The sequence below is a fragment of the Fibrella aquatica genome (genome assembly GCF_041321135.1).
Lineage (GTDB): Bacteria > Bacteroidota > Bacteroidia > Cytophagales > Spirosomataceae > Fibrella > Fibrella aquatica.
The window spans coordinates 123,709-139,922 of the sequence record NZ_JBGGWF010000009.1 but is presented as its reverse complement, the minus strand read 5'-3'; the positions used below and the strand labels follow the sequence as shown (position 1 = coordinate 139,922).

The following is a 16,214-nucleotide window of genomic DNA, read 5'->3' as shown; positions in this document are numbered from 1 at the left end:
GCTTTACTGTACGTACTCAACGCAATTATGATCACCCCACTCTCTACACCCGAAGCGCTTACGCTTCTACTAGGAATTCTCGACGGATCGCCCAACGGCATTGTTGCCTATCAGCCTGTGTATGATGAGCAGGGTGCTATAGTTGATTATCAGACAATCTATTATAACAGTAAAGCGCAAACATTACTAGGCTACACAGCGACTGACTTTACAGAAAAAACCCTGTTTGAGCGCTTCCCGGAGGGACGCGCTTACGAACAGAAATACATCAAACTCATTCGGCAAAACCAGCCCTTTATTTACGAGTCTTATTTCAAAAGGGCTAAATGCTGGCTCGAGATGCAGGCTCGGCAGTTGGGCGATGGTTTTTTCCTGATTCTCCGCGACATTACCGACCGTAAAGAGGCCGAAGCAGCTCTTATTCACCAAAATAAACTACTCGATGGCGTGATCAACACTTTCCTGAGCGGCATTACCGCTTTTGAAGCTGTAGAAGACGAAACAGGTGAGGTAGTTGATTTTAAAACCATACTGATTAATCACGGTGCGCTACGGCTGGCTGGCTTCGACAATCGCGAGCAAATGCTTAACAAAACCGTTAGCGAACTGTATCCACAGAGCCGTGAGCAGGGTATGCTACCTAGTTATGTCGCTGTTTATAAGACCGGACAACCCATCAGAGCTACCCATTTTTACCCTATTCCTCAAAAGTGGATCGACCTCTCCATTCAGAAAACAGATAATGGCCTACTGGTCACCTACAACGACATTACCGATCAGAAACAAGCCGAGCAACAGTTGCAACAAAGCGCTAATATGTTGCAAAACGTACTCGACGGTGTGCAATCGGGGGTGATTTCTTACCAATCAGTTCGGGACGCGAATAGCAACGTTGTTGATTTCGAGATTATTTCAGCTAATCACCAGGCTTGCTTAATCATGCAGCAATCGAGTCACCAACTGATTGGACAACGCATGCTGGCGCTCTTCCCCGCCAAACGGACAAATGGGCTTTTTGACCGATACATCACCGTGCTGGAAACAGGCGAGAAGCAACAACTGGAGCAGGAGTTTCGTGAAGATGGCTTAAATGCATGGTTCGACATTACGGCCATTCGACAGAACGACGGCCTTGTGCTAACCCTACTGGATATCTCGGACCGGAAACGGGCGCAACTCGAACTGTCTCGCAAAACCGATCAATTAACAGCCATTTTCGAGTCGTCGCTCAACAGCATTATTGCCATGCGGGCCATTCGGGACGATGCCGGCCAACCCATTGATTTCCTGATGGAAGCGGCCAATGAGACAACCTACAGCATGACCGGACGTACCCCAGCCGAAATAATAGGAGCACGACTACTCACTACCTTTCCCGGAAATGCTGAATACGGTTTTTTGGCTCTTTATCAACGCGTTGTCACAACCGGCAAACCTGAACAGGCTACCCAATTCTACCGCGACCAAAACGGTCTGGAAGCCTGGTTTGAGGTATCGGCGGTGAGGCAGGGAACTGAGCAGGTTGTGGTCACATTTAGAGATGTTACGGCTGCGCAGAAAATACAGCAGCAACTACTGGAATCGAACCAGAGCCTGGAGCAGTTTGCAGGGGTAGCCAGTCACGATTTGCAGGAGCCCTTACGAAAAATACAATCGTTTGGTAACCTACTGGCCCAACAGTTTGGGACGCAGTTGGGCGAAAACGGGCAAGATCTGGTTCACCGCATGCAAAGTGCGGCAGACCGTATGGCCGTTCTAATTCGCGATCTGCTGGCCTACTCCCGCCTATCGAACCAACAGGAAGTGGCCAAACCGCTTAACCTAAATGTGCTTGTTTCTGAAGTGTTGATCGATCTTGAAACCCGAGTAACCGACAAAAAAGCCACTATCGATGTAAGCTCATTACCTACTCTTCCGGCGAATGCACTCACGATGAGACAGCTTATGCAGAATTTGATCGGAAATGCGCTCAAGTTTTCCCGCCCCGACGTGCCCCCTCATATTCAGATCAGCGCCAAACAGGTTGGGGGTAAACAACTGCCGGGGCTTACACCTTCACAGTCAGACGTATATTGGGCCATTCAGGTTGTGGATAACGGGATTGGGTTCGATGAACGATATAAAGACCGGATTTTCGGCGCCTTTCAACGATTACATAGCCGTAACAGCCCTTATCCCGGTACAGGAATTGGGCTGGCTATCGTGAAAAAAGTAGTTGAACAGCACAACGGTACGATTGAGGCCAGCGGTCGAATTGGCGAGGGCTCCACGTTTACCGTGTATTTACCAGCCTGACGCCGACAACGGTAAAACATGACGCCTGGAAACTCGGCACGCTCACACTTCGGTCAGGTACGTAACGCGCAAGTGCTCAACAACGCCAAGCACAGCACGCTCGAACTGATCGATGAGAAGGGCTAACTCAACAGAGGTCGGTTCAGAAACCGCTAGCTGTTCTATTTCGCGAATGACCTCTTTCTGGGCGTGTAACCCCATGTTATCGATCGAGGGCTTTACCTGATGGGCCAGGTACGTTACCCGCTCATAATCCTGTGTATGGTAAGCAACTTTAAGCTGTGCGGCAACATCGGGTGCATCTGTGCAGAAAAGGCGCACCATTTTTTGCACAAATGCCTGATTACCGCGCCCTATCGTTTCCAGCTTTGATAAGTCGTATAGTGGTTTAAATCCGATTTCGACGGTCGTTTCGGGCGCATTTACCCACTTGATCAGCTTATCGACCAGTTCTTCTTCTTCAAACGGTTTGGCCAGAAAGTCATTCATACCGGCTTTGTAACACTCTTCCTTTTCGGTTCGTATAGCACTGGCGGTTAAGGCCAGAATCGGTATCGAATCGCTGATTTCCTGCCTGATGATACGGGTGGCTTCCAACCCATCCATAATCGGCATCTGCACATCCATCAGCACCAGATCAATTGGGTCAGTACGTAGTATTTCCAGCGCTTTGAGTCCATCTGCTGCTTCCAGCACTATCACGCCATATGAAGCCAGAATGGTAGTCGCCACCAACCGGTTCATGTCATTGTCTTCTACCACAAGCACCCGTTTTCCGCCCAAAATGCCCGTGTCCTGGCAACTTTGTTTGGTAGCTACAGGGCTGTTCTCTTCGTCGCCGACGGGAAAAGACAGATGCACCTTAATGGTTGTTCCTTTATTTTTTGTGCTGTCGACCTCAATTGTCCCCCCCATCAAATCAACCAATTGTTTGGTGATGCTCATGCCAAGGCCAGTGCCGCCATACCGTCGACCAATGCTAGCGTCTTCCTGCGTAAACTTCGAAAACAGGTTTTCTTTGAAGGTGGCATCCATGCCAATGCCGGTATCATTGATGCTCAGAGTCACAAGCTGACAGTTACCAACTGCACGGACATTGCAACGTACCTGCACGCTTCCTTTCTCGGTAAACTTGATGGAATTGCCAAGCAGATTAAGCAAAATTTGCGTCAGTCGGTACGGATCGCCCATCAGTACCGGTGCCAGATCTGGGGCAACCTGCATACTGAGTTGAAGGTCTTTCTGTCGGGCGTTTTCAGACATGACATGTACAGCCCGCTGCAGCAGATCGGTCATGTTGAAGCCGATATGTTCCAGCGATAATTGCCCCGCCTCTATCTTCGAGAAATCAAGTATATCATTGATAATCACCAACAAATTACGAGCGGCGGTGTTGATCATACCCAGGAAAAACTGCTGATGATCGGTCAGGGTCGTTTTTGTCAGTTGCTGGCCAAGACTCAAAATAGCGTTCATCGGCGTACGAATCTCGTGGCTCATATTGGCCAGAAAAAGCTCCTTCGCGTGCGACGATCGTTCGGCTTCCTGCTTAGCAACGCGCAACTCCGATTCGAGCTGTTTCTGGTTCGTAATGTCGAGGTGAATGCCCGTTGACCCGATCACTTCGCCGGTCTCGGAATAGAGCGGTGCCCCACTGACAAGCCACCACATGGCCTCGCCGCGCTTGTTTTTTATGGCTACTTCATACGTATCCATGCTCCCCCTCAGCCGACTCTCGTTCTTGTCGCGCATGAAGTCAATATTCTGGCCTTTAAGCAGGATTTCAGTAGCTACCCGGCCAAGCAGATCGTCGGGCTCGTAGCCGCTCATGGCACAGAAACTGTGATTGGTGTACACGATCCGCTCCTCCAAGTCGACCTCAATCAGGCCCAGATTCATGTTTTCAATGATCCGCTGATACTTTTCCTTCAGCCGAACCGAGGCGTTTTCGGCAATTTTCCGCTTGGTAATGTCCGAGTATTTCCAGAGATGACCCGCGTACACATCGTCCATGAAAATAGGTACGTAGTCGCGCTCGAAAATACGTCCGTCGGCCAGTTCCAGCTCTTCGCCCGTCACCAGTTTCTGGTCGGCCAACAGTTGATCAACCCGCGCCACAAACTGATCCGGGTGTTTGAAAAAACCTTTGCTCTGTTCGGCCATGCCCAGACAGTTCATACCTTTCATCTGAACGGGCGTGGCAGGTATGGCAAATAAATCGCAAAAGAGCTGATTCACCAGCACAATGGTACGGTGTTCATCTTCCAATAAAATACCTTCCTGAAGGCTGGCAATCAGGTTCGATAACCGGTAGGCATTGGTACGCAAAACCTCATGTACCTGCCGTTGCTGTACCATATCAGCGTCGGCCTCCAGCACCGATTTCCAGCGTCGTTCACTCTCGGCAAGGGCTGTCTGCTGTTGCAGTACAACTGCCTCAAGCTGTTGCTTCTCGTGGCGAAGACGTTCGTTTTCCTGAATCAGCAACGCGGTCAGCGAAGCTTGTTCGGCCGTAGCGGTAGACACTTCTTTCATACGGGTTGCAGACGGGTTCAGGCCAACGAAAGCTCGTTATTCTGAATCATTTTGTAGATCGTCGATTTGCCAACATCGAGTTTCTCGGCCACCAATACCACGTTATTATCGTATTTCCTCAAGTATGATTTGATTACCTGAATGGTGTAATCGCGCAGGGTTTTCTCTTCGCCGTGCATCGATAATTCTTCCGATTCCGAGGCCAGCAACACATCATCCTGCCTGATCTCGTTGCCATCGCACATCACCGCCGATAACTGCATCACTGACTTCAGTTCCCGCACATTACCCGGAAAACTGTACCGCAGTAGTTTGTCGGTCGCCAACGGTGAAATAGCCAGCATAGGCAGGCGATTTTCCTGGCAAAAGTCATCTAGAAAGTGCCGCGCCAGAATCATGATATCGGTCGATCGGTCGCGCAATGGAGGCAAAGCGATGGGAAGGCCCATCAGACGATAGTATAAATCTTCGCGGAAACGGCCCTGCCTCACCTCATCGAGCAAATTTTTGTGCGAGGCAATCACCAGCCGGATATCCAACGCTATTCGTTCGCTGCCCCCTACCCTCACCAGTTCGCGTTCCTGCAACACACGAAGCAGCTTGCTTTGCAGCGAAAGATCCAGCTCGGCAATTTCATCCAGAAAAAGGGTGCCTTTATTGGCTTCTTCAAACCGACCAATTTTCCGGTTCATGGCTCCCGTAAACGCGCCTTTTTCGTGACCAAAAAGCTCACTTTCAGCCAATTCGAGTGGAATAGCTGCCATATTTACCGCTACAAATGGCTTCTTTTTCCGATCTGAATGGTAATGAATGGCTTTGGCAACCAGCTCTTTTCCCGTTCCAGTCTCGCCCGTTACCGATACGTTTATATTGGTGCGAACGGCCTTTTCAACCAGCGAAAATACCTTACGAATGGCGGGGCTGTTGCCTTTGATGATGGTACTAAAGTCGTATTTCTGACCCAGTTCTTCGCGCAGGTGTTCAATTTCCTGCTTCAGCGACTGATTTTCCCGAATCTTGATGATGGCATTCCAAAGCAACTCTTTGGTACGGTCATCTTTCACGAAGTAATCGTGTACGCCCGACTGCAGCAAACCAACGGCCGTTTCAACATCTTTCTGACCGCTGATGACAATGACAGGTACGTCGGGCAATTGCGCGTGAATGCGTTTGAACAAGTCGGCCCCATTGGTGTCGGGCAATGAATAATCGATCGTGATCAGATCCGGTGTACAGCTGGTCAGTTTGTGCAGACAATCTTTTCCGTTTGTAAACCGATGAAGTTCATAGTCCGGGTTGAGCGACAACTGATACGTCAGTACCTCACCATACCAGGGATCATCTTCAACAATAAAAATACGGTAGATACTTACATCCTTCATTGAAAGAGCGTCTTAAGTAGTTGTACAGAATCAGTGAGGCTGATTGGCAACTAAAACACAAGTATACTGTACGGCTAGTTCTATGTTAATCCCATGCTTTTCAGCTGTTGGGATTACAAAACTTGCCGTACAGTAGCGTAAATCAGCCGTGTATCAGATTACAATTTGTTACCAAATTGCAAATATCATACCGCTAATACTTCATGAAAGTAACAAACTTTTTTTGCTTGTGCGTTTACTTTTTTGGAGAAAAACCGAACTGATGAGTTAATTACTCAGTCATGCAACTGATTTTAATTGCTGATTGGTGCTCAAAAAAAAACGAAACACACCTCAGCCAACTAACTATTCGCCAACATCTTAACCAAACGGTAGCTTTGCAGAAACGAGTAACTAAGCTGCATAATTCCTGTGTACAGAGCAACAAATAATACTTGAGCAAAAAATACTATTGATATGCTTGCACCAAACGAAGTTGTCACCGAAACTATTAACAAAAAAATATGAATGGCCGTTATTCGGACCGTGATTTGCGAGTGGGCAAGCCGGTGTTTCAGCAGCCAGTGGTGCATATGATTTTTGTCGGCCAGGAAAGGGGAATCTCCCTTTAAAATACGACTGCTAAATACCCGGAGCGCATCCAATACAGGAATCATGCAACTAGCCATGACCACTACTACTACCTGCGGTGCATAGCTTGAGTTGCTCTGGTAAGCCTCTTCAACAAACACGATACCTAGTACGGCAATCAGAAAGCCAAGTACCACCGAACCGCCATCGCCCATAAAGAGCCGTGCCGGTCGCCAGTTGTATTTCAGAAAGGCAAGTAACGCTCCCATTAGTGGTAGCAGCAAAGCCAGCCAGGTACGTTGCCCCAGCACCAAGGCAAGCACCGTAAAGAGTGTCATATTAATGAACGCCAAACTACCGGCCAACCCGTCGATACCATCGATCAGATTAAAGGCATTGGCCATTCCGGTGAGAATCAGCACTGTTATCCCGTATTGAACGGCAAGCGGTAACTCATTGATGCCCAACAAACCATGCAACGATGTGAGTCGAATGCCATAGTGAGCCACAGTCACTGCACAGCCAACCTGAATGAGCAAACGAACCGACGCCCGCATATTCAGCCGATCGTCGACAACGCCGGTCACCAGCAAAATCAGTAATGCCAGAGCCAGCGGAATATGCTGACGGAACAGGATCTGTAACGGCGCATAGATCAGCGCTGTACAAAACACGGCCAATCCAATAGTGAGGCCACCAATGGCCGGAATAGCCTGCTGATGCACTTTACGATCATTTGGCCGATCAACCAAACCAATAGCAGGGCTCAAACGGATCAGCAGTGGCAATAGCATCCAGCAAAGAAGCAGCGCAATGGCGAAGCCAGAGAGCAGGCTTGCAGAAGAGAGTGTAAAATTGATCATGGGTTATGGTCAAAGCTTATTCGTAGAAATAAATAGGGGCCTGTAAATGAGCCAGTTCTGCTTGTAATAGCCAATCGGTCGATAAACGTTCTCCCGCTTTAGAAAGTAATTTACCCTTGCTCGATGTTTGCATAACCCGTTGTACCAGAAAAGCATATTTTCGGGTAATGACCGCCCAACTGTAGCGGCGATAAGCAATGGCTTTCAGCGCAGCCGCCTGTTGCATCAGTTCACCAACCGAGGTGTCCTCGATGTGCCGCACCAAATCGTGAGTTGTTTTGAAGAACAAGGCTTTATTCTCGGTGGTGGTGCGGTTGTAGCTCACATCAAAAGCCATAATGGGTAATCCCAGATACATGGCTTCTACCAGCGACGGATTAGTGCCACCCGCGCTATGACCATGCACATAAACCAGACAGTTGCTCCGCAGCAGGTCAAGCTGCCGTTGATCGTAGATCGGATCAAGCAGGTGCAGGTTTAGATAAGCACCATAACGAGCATACAAATCGACACCATAGTCGCTGTTGGCCCAATTTCCCACCATCACCAGCGTACGCTTAGGCAATTGAGCAAAGGCTTCGAGCACCAGGTGAATGTTATTTTCCGGCTCAATACGGCAGACCGTAAAAGCATAGGCTTTTGCCAGCACCGGATACTGCTCTCGATCGGCCGGGGTTGGGCGCACCGCCATGGTGTGGTCTGCCCCATACTCGATAATCTGACTCAGTGTCTTGTAACGAATGGCCGTATAATTCTGAATCGATTCGTTGTCTGAAATATCGGCGTGCGAATATCGAACGGCCATCCATTCGGCCGCCCACAAATACCACTTTGCCAGTTTGCTCCATTTGTGACGTTTCCACTCAATCCCGTCAATAGATATGATCACTTTTTTATTTGTAAACCACCGCACAAAGGGCAACACGAAACCACCGCTTACACCCAGAATCAATAACACATCGGCATAGAACAGAGCATGTATAATACTAACACAATCGTAAATGATACTTTGAATGCCGTTGGCGTCGAACGGCAGATAGATGAGCCGGGCTTGTTTATAGTGTGTTTGCCGCTCGGCCTGCCCGTATTTCTTCGTGGTACAATACACCGACAGGTCTAACTCATTACCCAAATGCTCGACCAGGTGCTCGGCCAATGTTTCAAAACCGCCATATTTAGCCGGTATGCCAACAGTACCGATAATGGCTACGCTTGTCTTATTCATGCTACTAATTAGTTATGTACTAGCTAGTATGCTTAAGCCGTGCCAAACTGAAAAATGCCCTCTATTTCGCTCAAATCGACGTTTTCAGAAAAAGTAAATTCCGAATTCTGGAAAATTATTCCACTTTTTACAACGTCAATATTAGTTGGTGTCTCGTTACTAGACGTTGGATACTAGAGGCTGGATGTTGGCTAAAAAAAGCTAGCCAATCCCGTTTTTATTTATCCAGCATCCAGCCTCTAGTATCCAAGATCTGGTACGTTGAACAAGTGTTGATCATTCCAAATTAGAGACTCATATTCCAAAATATGGAAAAATCTCATTTATAGAAACCACGATAACTAGCTAATAACTAAACAATTAAATAGCGATCGCAATACTGGTACGATTTTTTATGGTGTTTATCGTTCAGTCTATACTTTTTGCCTCGCTCTACTTAAATGGTCGTATCAGTTGTACAGTATTCAGAAAATAATTGGTCGAGGCACGCGGTTAGCCAGGCATTAGATGATAAAGATGCCCAGTTGGTGCTGTGCTTCGGTGCCAAGGAGATTCTGGAAGTTGAATCGATGTTCGGCCTCGTTCAGGCGAAATTCCCCAATGCAGAAATAGCCTTATGCAGCACAGCGGGTGAAATTTATCAGGATACCGTACATGATAACACGTTGGTAGCCATTGCCATAACCTTCAGTAATACCCGTGTTAAAACGGCATCGGTCAATATTGCCGATTTCAACGACAGTTATCACGCTGCCGAACACCTTTCCGGTTCATTACTGGCCGATGACCTGGCCTATATGATGGTGCTGTCTGATGGCTGTCTGGTCAACGGGAGTGAACTGGTGAAAGGGCTGACGGCGGGAGCCAAAAACGTACTGATCACAGGAGGCCTCGCCGGCGATGCAGCCAATTTTACGGCGACACTGGTTGGGCTGAATAAACAACCAACTGAGGGCAACATTGTAGCTATTGGCTTTTACAGTAGAAAACTGGTAGTTACCCACGGGTCGAAAGGCGGATGGGATATGTTTGGTCTGGAGAAAGAAATAACCAAATCAGAGCGAAATATTCTGTACGAAATTGATGATCAGAACGCGCTGTCGATTTATAAAAAATACCTGGGGCCCGATGCCCAACATTTGCCAGGCTCTGCGCTCCTGTTTCCTTTGTCGGTTACAAGTCCAGGTGCCGAGCAACCCGTAGTTCGTACTATTTTATCGATCGACGAACAGAAAAAGAGCATGACTTTTGCCGGTGATGTACCGGCGGGGTCTAAAGTGCGGTTCATGAAAGCCAATTTCGATAAGCTTACGGCCGCCGCTGCCAAAGCCGCTCAACAAACCTGCTTTGCCAACAATCGGAAACCAGATTTGGCCTTATTGGTAAGTTGTGTTGGTCGCAAACTCATATACGGTCCACGTATCGACGAAGAGGTGGAAGCAGTAAGCGATACCCTGGGCAGTAGCGTTCCAGTAGCCGGCTTTTACGCCAACGGCGAAATTTCTCCTTTTTATGATGGCGGCAGTTGTCAGTTACATAATCAGACTATGACTATTACTTCTTTTTATGAACTACCATAAGCTACTGACGAAACAAATTGCCAAGTATTTTCCGGAAGAATTTCTGGAAAATCCCAGAATGAATAAATTTCTGGGTGTGGTCAGTGAGTCGTATAGGGCTCTTGATAGAGATAGAGAGCTGGCAGAACGGGCATTCACCATCAGCGAAGAAGAATACCTACAATTACACCATAAGCTTAAACAGGAGATTTACGTAAAAAAGCAGTCTATTGAAAAATTAAAAGATGCCACAAGCGCTATTTCCGGCATCGACACTCCGACCGATTCTGATGATCTGCTGGCTATTGCCCGATTATTGCATCAGCAGGTAAATAAGCGCAAGAATGCTGAGGAAGTATTTACGTCGCTTATAGCCAATATGCAGAGTGGTGTACTACTGGAAGATGAAGATCGAAAAATTGCGTTTACAAATCAGGTTTTTTGTGATCTTTTCAGTATTCCCGCCCCTCCTGATTCGCTCAAAGGTGTAGATTGCACCAATACGGCTGAGCAAACGAAACATCTCTTTAAACAATCAGATTATTTTTCAGGGAGAATCAATAAGATTCTTTTCGAAAAAAAACTCATTACGGGTGAAATTCTTGAACTCGTTGACGGAAAAATATTTCAACGGGATTATATTCCAATTTTTATCGACGATAAATATAAAGGGCATCTATGGAGTTATACCGATATAACCGAGCGCAAAAAAAGCCAGGATGCCATTGAACAGAGCGAATTAAAAAACCGGCTGATTATGAATGCGGCTTTAGATGCAATCATTACGATTGACAAAGCCGGTTTAATTACATTCTGGAATCCGCAATCGGAACATGTTTTTGGCTGGAAAGCAGCGGAAGTTATTGGCAAAAAATTAGCCGATCTCATTATCCCTCCGATACACCGGGCTGCCCATGATGAGGGCATGAAGCATTATAACGAGACCGGACATGGCCCGGCAATGGGGAAGCAAATGGAATTACCAGCCCTTAATCGGGAGGGTAAACTATTCCCTATTGAAATGTACATTATACCCGTTAAACAGGGCAATGATGAATTTTTTTGCTCGTTTATCAGAGACATTTCCGAACGTAAGCGAAACGAAGCTGAACTAGAGCGACTGTCATTAGTAGCGAGTGCTAACAAAAACGGCATTGTGTTTGTCAATCTGGATGGAAAAATCTTCTGGTCGAACGAAGGTTTTTGCAACCTGACCCGCTATACCAACGCAGAAGTTATCGGCAAAACCCCTATTGAACTGTGCAAAGGCCCTTTCTCTGACCGCGACAGTCTGAAAGTAATGCTTAATGCCTTTGAGAAAGGACAAGCGTTTGACATTGAAGGCATTCATTACCGGAAAGACAACACCTGGTTTTGGGCCCGAACAAACGGCCAACCTGTTACGGATAAACGGGGAGCTATTACGCACTATTTCTCGATGGTTGAAGATATTTCGGCCGAAAAAGGAGCCCAACTGAAGCTGAAAGCCTACGAGGAACAGCTAAGAATGGCGTTAACCAACGTAGGTGACAATTATTGGGAACACGACTTTAGAACCGGGAAAACCTATTTCTCAAATCCCAGCAGTAGTATATTGGGCTACCAGCTTGAGAAATTTACAAATGTTGCCGATTTGTGGTGGAGCAGGGTTCACCCCGACGATCGAAAAATACTGGAACTCAATGATTTTCAATACAAAGCGAAACTGATTGATCAGCACCATCATGAATACCGCATGATTCATCAGGATGAAAGCATTCATTGGGTACTTGACAGAGGCGTTGTGCTTGAAAAAGACGACGAAGGAAATCCGCTCAAAATAATTGGTACCCATATTGATATTACGCGGCAAAAACAGCTAGAAATTGAGTTAACCTATGCCAAAGAGGTAGCCGAAGAATCGACTCGGGTAAAAGAACTATTTCTGGCCAATATGAGCCATGAAATACGTACTCCAATGAATGCCATCATGGGAATGGCCAATCAGTTAACTAAAACACCCCTCACTACCGATCAAAAGTTTTATCTAAGCACCATACAATCTGCAACCGATAATTTACTGATTATTGTCAATGACATTCTCGATCTATCAAAGATTGAAGCCGGGAAACTCACGCTGGAGAGTATTGGTTTCGAGCCCAAAGTAGTGGTAGGCCGGGCTATGCAGGTAATGATGCACAAAGCAGAAGAGAAAGGCCTGGCGTTTACCAATTCGTTCTGCGACAGCGCCTTATCGTCTGTTCTCATTGGCGATCCGTATCGCCTGAATCAGATATTGCTCAATTTAATCTCGAATGCCATAAAATTCACGGAGAAGGGGGGCATCGATATTCGTTGCAAAGTGATCAGCGATACTGACACAAGTCAGATTATTAAAGCCACCGTAAGCGATACGGGAATTGGCATGGATGACGCTTTTTCCAAAACAATTCTTCAAAAATTCATGCAGGAAGATGCGTCGATTAGTCGGCGCTTTGGGGGCACCGGACTTGGGCTGAGCATCTGCAAAAATCTGGTTGAGTTGATGGGGGGTACTATGGAGGTGCAAAGCAAGAAAGGCGTAGGTACGTCAGTTTCTTTTACCATTCCGTTTTTAAAGGGTGCTCAGGAAAGTTTGCCGGTCAAGGAAACGCATTATATAAATACAGATTTAATCGCCAAAAAGCGAATTCTGGTTGCCGACGATAATGAAATGAATCGGTTGGTAGCCTCGACGATACTGCAGAATTATGGTGCCGTAATCGAAGAAGCAAACAACGGGCAGGAGGCCATTGATAAACTTCGGCAAGCCACGTTCGATATTGTGTTGATGGACGTTCAAATGCCGGTCATGGATGGTGTAGAAGCCACCAAACAGATTCGGGCAAAACTCAGTAATCAGTTGCCGGTCATTGCCTTAACTGCTTTTGCCGTTAAAGGCGACAGTGAGAAGTTCATATCAGCTGGCATGAGCGATTATCTGTCTAAACCATTTGAAGAAAGTCAGCTGGTGGCGGTGATTACCAAGTGGTTAGCTAAAACCGAAACGCCAGTCCAGAATCTGGACATTCGGGCTACTCCCCTGTTCGATCTATCGGCGCTCCGGCGCATGGCCAAGGGCGATGAAGTGTTTGTAACAAAAATGACCAGCCTGTTTATCGAGTACGGCCCGGCTGCCGTACAAGAGATCAAGGACGCTCATATGGCCGGAGATTTCGAGAAAGTGAGAAAAACAGCTCACCGCATTAAACCTTCGATCGATAACATGGGCATTCTTTCGCTCAAAGAGGCCATCAGAACGATCGAAAAAGAAGCCGGTAATACCCTGACAAACAAGGAACTGGAATTACTGATAGCCCAGTTGGATACCGTCATTACGGCCGTAGTCAACGAGTTACGAACGGTTCAACAACAGGCGTAGCCCGGTCAGCTTTGCCACTGAAAACCTCAACGATTTGCTGCCGGAATGCGTATCCTGAAAAGGAATCTGCACGATGCCTGGCAGCTTTCGCCACGCGCATATACAGACTAATATCTGACGATAATCGTTGAAGAACGCTTACAACAGCCTGTGGTGCCAGCGCATCGACAACGAATCCTTCTTCCCCATCATCAATCAGTTCGCGAACGCCGCCAACGGGCGGAACAAGCACGGGTCGTCCGCAAGCCATACCTTCGAGAATGGTAAGCCCGAAAGTTTCGACCCAGGCATTTCGATGCGATAAGTTGACCACTACATGGGCCTGTTGGTAGAATGGAATAGTGTCGGTTTGGGCTGGAAAAACAGTGCAATTTTGGGGCGGTTCGTATTGCTCAACAAAGGCGTCTACGTCGGCTTGATTTGTGTTCATCACGAGCCGAAACTGTAGACTTGGCAGTTGCCGGGCAGCCTCTACAAACTCATACGTGCCTTTATACGCTTTGTTGGAACATACCATCAGCACAGTGAATGGTGAGAACATATTGGGCGTATGAATTTCACTGGCCCGCTCCATAAACAAATCAGGCAACGAGTTGTATATCAGTCGGTTTTTAGGTTGTTTCAATTGAGTTTGCTCCGCCGTATAGCGCGATACAAACAGGGCTTCACTCGCCGTTTGGTTAGCTACCGCACGTAGCCATATCTTCAACGGCCGGGGCTTTATACTTACCTCGTGCACGTGATACACTACCCGGCAACCACGTACCCAGCCCGCCAACGCCGCACCAAACGGAAGCAACGTATTAATGTAAACCGTATCGGTTGATCGAAGTAGAACCATTAGTTTCCCAAACAAACTGAGTTGAACCAGCAGGTAGTTGACTAGCGTCACCAATTTGGCGGGATGCCATTTGTAGCGAAGCGATCGGGTTGTTACACCGTCGATGTTGCTGAGAAAGCCACCACCTTCGGACGTTGCCGTGAATAGCGTGACAACGTACCCAGCCTGATGAAGGGCTTCGAGCGCCTGCCGGAAAACAAGGGGACTCCCGCTCCAGTCGTTAAGCAGGTGAACCGCTATAAGTCGTTTCGACGTCATAAAATGAGTTAACTACTACTGAATTGGATGATAAAATACGGTCGTAAACCTGCCGAAGCTGTTGCCCCCGTACCGACCAGGTGAAGGTTGAATTGAATTGCTGATGAGCCAGTTGGCTTTCACGTTTGTAAAAACCAGGTGAATGAAACAAGGCCTCTAGCCGGGTAGCCATTTGCGCCTCGCCCCTCTTCAGGTTACGCTGACTGATTCGCAACGCCGACTGTGGATTGACAAACCGACCCGGCCCTTCATTATCCCAACAAACTACGGGCAGGCCGTAGCTCATTGCCTCGGCCACAACCATACCCGCCCCTTCGTGCGACGGGAACAAAAAGACCGATGCCGATTGATAACAGGCGGCAACTTCAGTTTTAGGAAGCCAGTTGATGATATCCGTACAATGCCCGATACCCTGCTCCTGAACCAGTTGCCGAATCATCGCCTCGGCAGGGCCGCTGCCCACCAGCGTTAGCCGGGTACGCTGCTGCTCGTCGGGGTTAAGTCCTTGATAAAATTGAGCAAACGCCCGTACCGTACTCGTAAAGCCTTTCAGCGCCACAAACCGGCCAACCGACAGCACCCGAAAATAGCCATGATTGGTCCGTTTCGGATTGACTGGTACCGATGCTACCGACGGCACGATGCTATACTCCCGGGGCGATAGCCGGAGCACGTCGGCGGCGGCCTGATTCATACAGAGAATGTGCGCCGCCTGCCACTTACTGAGCGCTAAAAACGGATCCAGTTTCCAGAAGGCCTGTTTCAGCAGCCATAAAGCACGATCCTGACATCTCGCTTTCCAGCCGAACTCCTCAATAGCCTGATCGGGTATGGCCGGGTGATGCCCTACTGGCCCCCACACCAGTGGCTTGCCCAACAGCCAGAGAAAGGTAGGCGTCCAGTCGTTGTGGAAATTAACGTTATGAACCAGATCAACCGTTAGTCGTTTGCGTTTCAGCCAGAAGGCCAGCGTCAGTTGCCATCCGTAGTAATAAATCATGGACAACAACGGGCCTTTTTTCCAGAAACGAAGCCAATAGGGCCAGTCGAAATACAGAAACTGGGTACGTTGCCGAAGTTCATCCAGTTCAGGATGCTCGTTCCAGTAGCGATCAATGGCTGGTTGATTGTTAGGCCGGGTTACGGCAATAACGCGCTGATGACGGGCTATTTCGAGAATAAAATTCCAGCCCATTCCGTCTTCAGATCCCTTGTAAGGATTCACGGCATAAGCAGTAGCAAGGATTGTTTTCAACGGATTGATTTCGGGTAGAAATGATGCATTA

At 47.8% G+C, this 16,214-nt stretch carries 9 protein-coding genes; 3 read left to right on the top strand and 6 right to left on the bottom strand.

Going from position 1 to position 16,214, the window contains the following annotated elements:
* Positions 1 to 27 precede the first annotated feature (27 nt).
* The gene (locus ACAW87_RS19090; protein ID WP_370725240.1) at positions 28 to 2,295 is read left to right on the top strand and encodes a PAS domain-containing sensor histidine kinase; all 2,268 of its coding nucleotides are present in this window, start codon (positions 28 to 30) and stop codon (positions 2,293 to 2,295) included.
* A 42-nt stretch (positions 2,296 to 2,337) separates the two neighbouring features.
* Here the strand turns inward: ACAW87_RS19090 and ACAW87_RS19085 are convergent, their stop codons facing one another.
* The 4 genes from ACAW87_RS19085 to ACAW87_RS19070 all read right to left on the bottom strand — a co-directional run bounded on the left by ACAW87_RS19085 (position 2,338) and on the right by ACAW87_RS19070 (position 8,870).
* Positions 2,338 to 4,830, bottom strand: a complete 2,493-nt coding sequence (locus ACAW87_RS19085; protein ID WP_370725239.1) for a hybrid sensor histidine kinase/response regulator — start codon at positions 4,828 to 4,830, stop codon at positions 2,338 to 2,340.
* A gap of 17 nt (positions 4,831 to 4,847) precedes the next feature.
* Complete coding sequence (locus ACAW87_RS19080) at positions 4,848 to 6,212, bottom strand: sigma-54-dependent transcriptional regulator (protein ID WP_370725238.1); 1,365 nt, start codon at positions 6,210 to 6,212, stop codon at positions 4,848 to 4,850.
* Between the two features lie 341 nt (positions 6,213 to 6,553).
* Positions 6,554 to 7,645, bottom strand: a complete 1,092-nt coding sequence (locus ACAW87_RS19075) for a glycosyltransferase family 4 protein (RefSeq protein WP_370725237.1) — start codon at positions 7,643 to 7,645, stop codon at positions 6,554 to 6,556.
* Positions 7,646 to 7,661: 16 nt separating this feature from the next.
* Positions 7,662 to 8,870, bottom strand: a complete 1,209-nt coding sequence (locus tag ACAW87_RS19070) for a DUF1972 domain-containing protein (RefSeq protein WP_370725236.1) — start codon at positions 8,868 to 8,870, stop codon at positions 7,662 to 7,664.
* A gap of 440 nt (positions 8,871 to 9,310) precedes the next feature.
* Between ACAW87_RS19070 and ACAW87_RS19065 the strand changes: the two genes are divergently transcribed.
* Together ACAW87_RS19065 and ACAW87_RS19060 are read left to right on the top strand one after the other, a co-directional pair.
* A complete protein-coding gene (locus ACAW87_RS19065) occupies positions 9,311 to 10,450 on the top strand; it encodes an FIST signal transduction protein (protein ID WP_370725235.1) in 1,140 nt (379 codons plus the stop codon).
* Entirely contained in the window at positions 10,437 to 13,829 is a 3,393-nt protein-coding gene (locus ACAW87_RS19060; protein WP_370725234.1) for a PAS domain S-box protein, read from the top strand. The genes ACAW87_RS19065 and ACAW87_RS19060 overlap by 14 nt, the downstream gene beginning before the upstream one ends.
* Here ACAW87_RS19060 and ACAW87_RS19055 read toward each other — a convergent pair.
* Positions 13,795 to 14,928 carry a glycosyltransferase family 4 protein gene (locus ACAW87_RS19055; RefSeq protein ID WP_370725233.1) on the bottom strand — a complete coding sequence of 378 codons (1,134 nt, stop codon included), beginning with the start codon at positions 14,926 to 14,928 and terminating at the stop codon, positions 13,795 to 13,797. The two genes, ACAW87_RS19060 and ACAW87_RS19055, sit on opposite strands and share 35 nt — an antisense overlap.
* Positions 14,891 to 16,183, bottom strand: coding sequence for a glycosyltransferase (locus ACAW87_RS19050; RefSeq protein WP_370725232.1), 1,293 nt, complete (start codon positions 16,181 to 16,183; stop codon positions 14,891 to 14,893). Before ACAW87_RS19050 ends, ACAW87_RS19055 begins: the two co-directional genes overlap by 38 nt.
* Positions 16,184 to 16,214 lie beyond the last annotated feature (31 nt).

Coding starts and splice junctions, on each gene's coding strand:
- ACAW87_RS19075 (WP_370725237.1), bottom strand. CDS start 7,645: ATGATCAATTTTACACTCTCTTCTGCAAGCCTGCTCTCTGGCTTCGCC.
- ACAW87_RS19065 (WP_370725235.1), top strand. CDS start 9,311: ATGGTCGTATCAGTTGTACAGTATTCAGAAAATAATTGGTCGAGGCAC.
- ACAW87_RS19055 (WP_370725233.1), bottom strand. CDS start 14,928: ATGACGTCGAAACGACTTATAGCGGTTCACCTGCTTAACGACTGGAGC.
- ACAW87_RS19080 (WP_370725238.1), bottom strand. CDS start 6,212: ATGAAGGATGTAAGTATCTACCGTATTTTTATTGTTGAAGATGATCCC.
- ACAW87_RS19090 (WP_370725240.1), top strand. CDS start 28: ATGATCACCCCACTCTCTACACCCGAAGCGCTTACGCTTCTACTAGGA.
- ACAW87_RS19085 (WP_370725239.1), bottom strand. CDS start 4,830: ATGAAAGAAGTGTCTACCGCTACGGCCGAACAAGCTTCGCTGACCGCG.
- ACAW87_RS19070 (WP_370725236.1), bottom strand. CDS start 8,870: ATGAATAAGACAAGCGTAGCCATTATCGGTACTGTTGGCATACCGGCT.
- ACAW87_RS19060 (WP_370725234.1), top strand. CDS start 10,437: ATGAACTACCATAAGCTACTGACGAAACAAATTGCCAAGTATTTTCCG.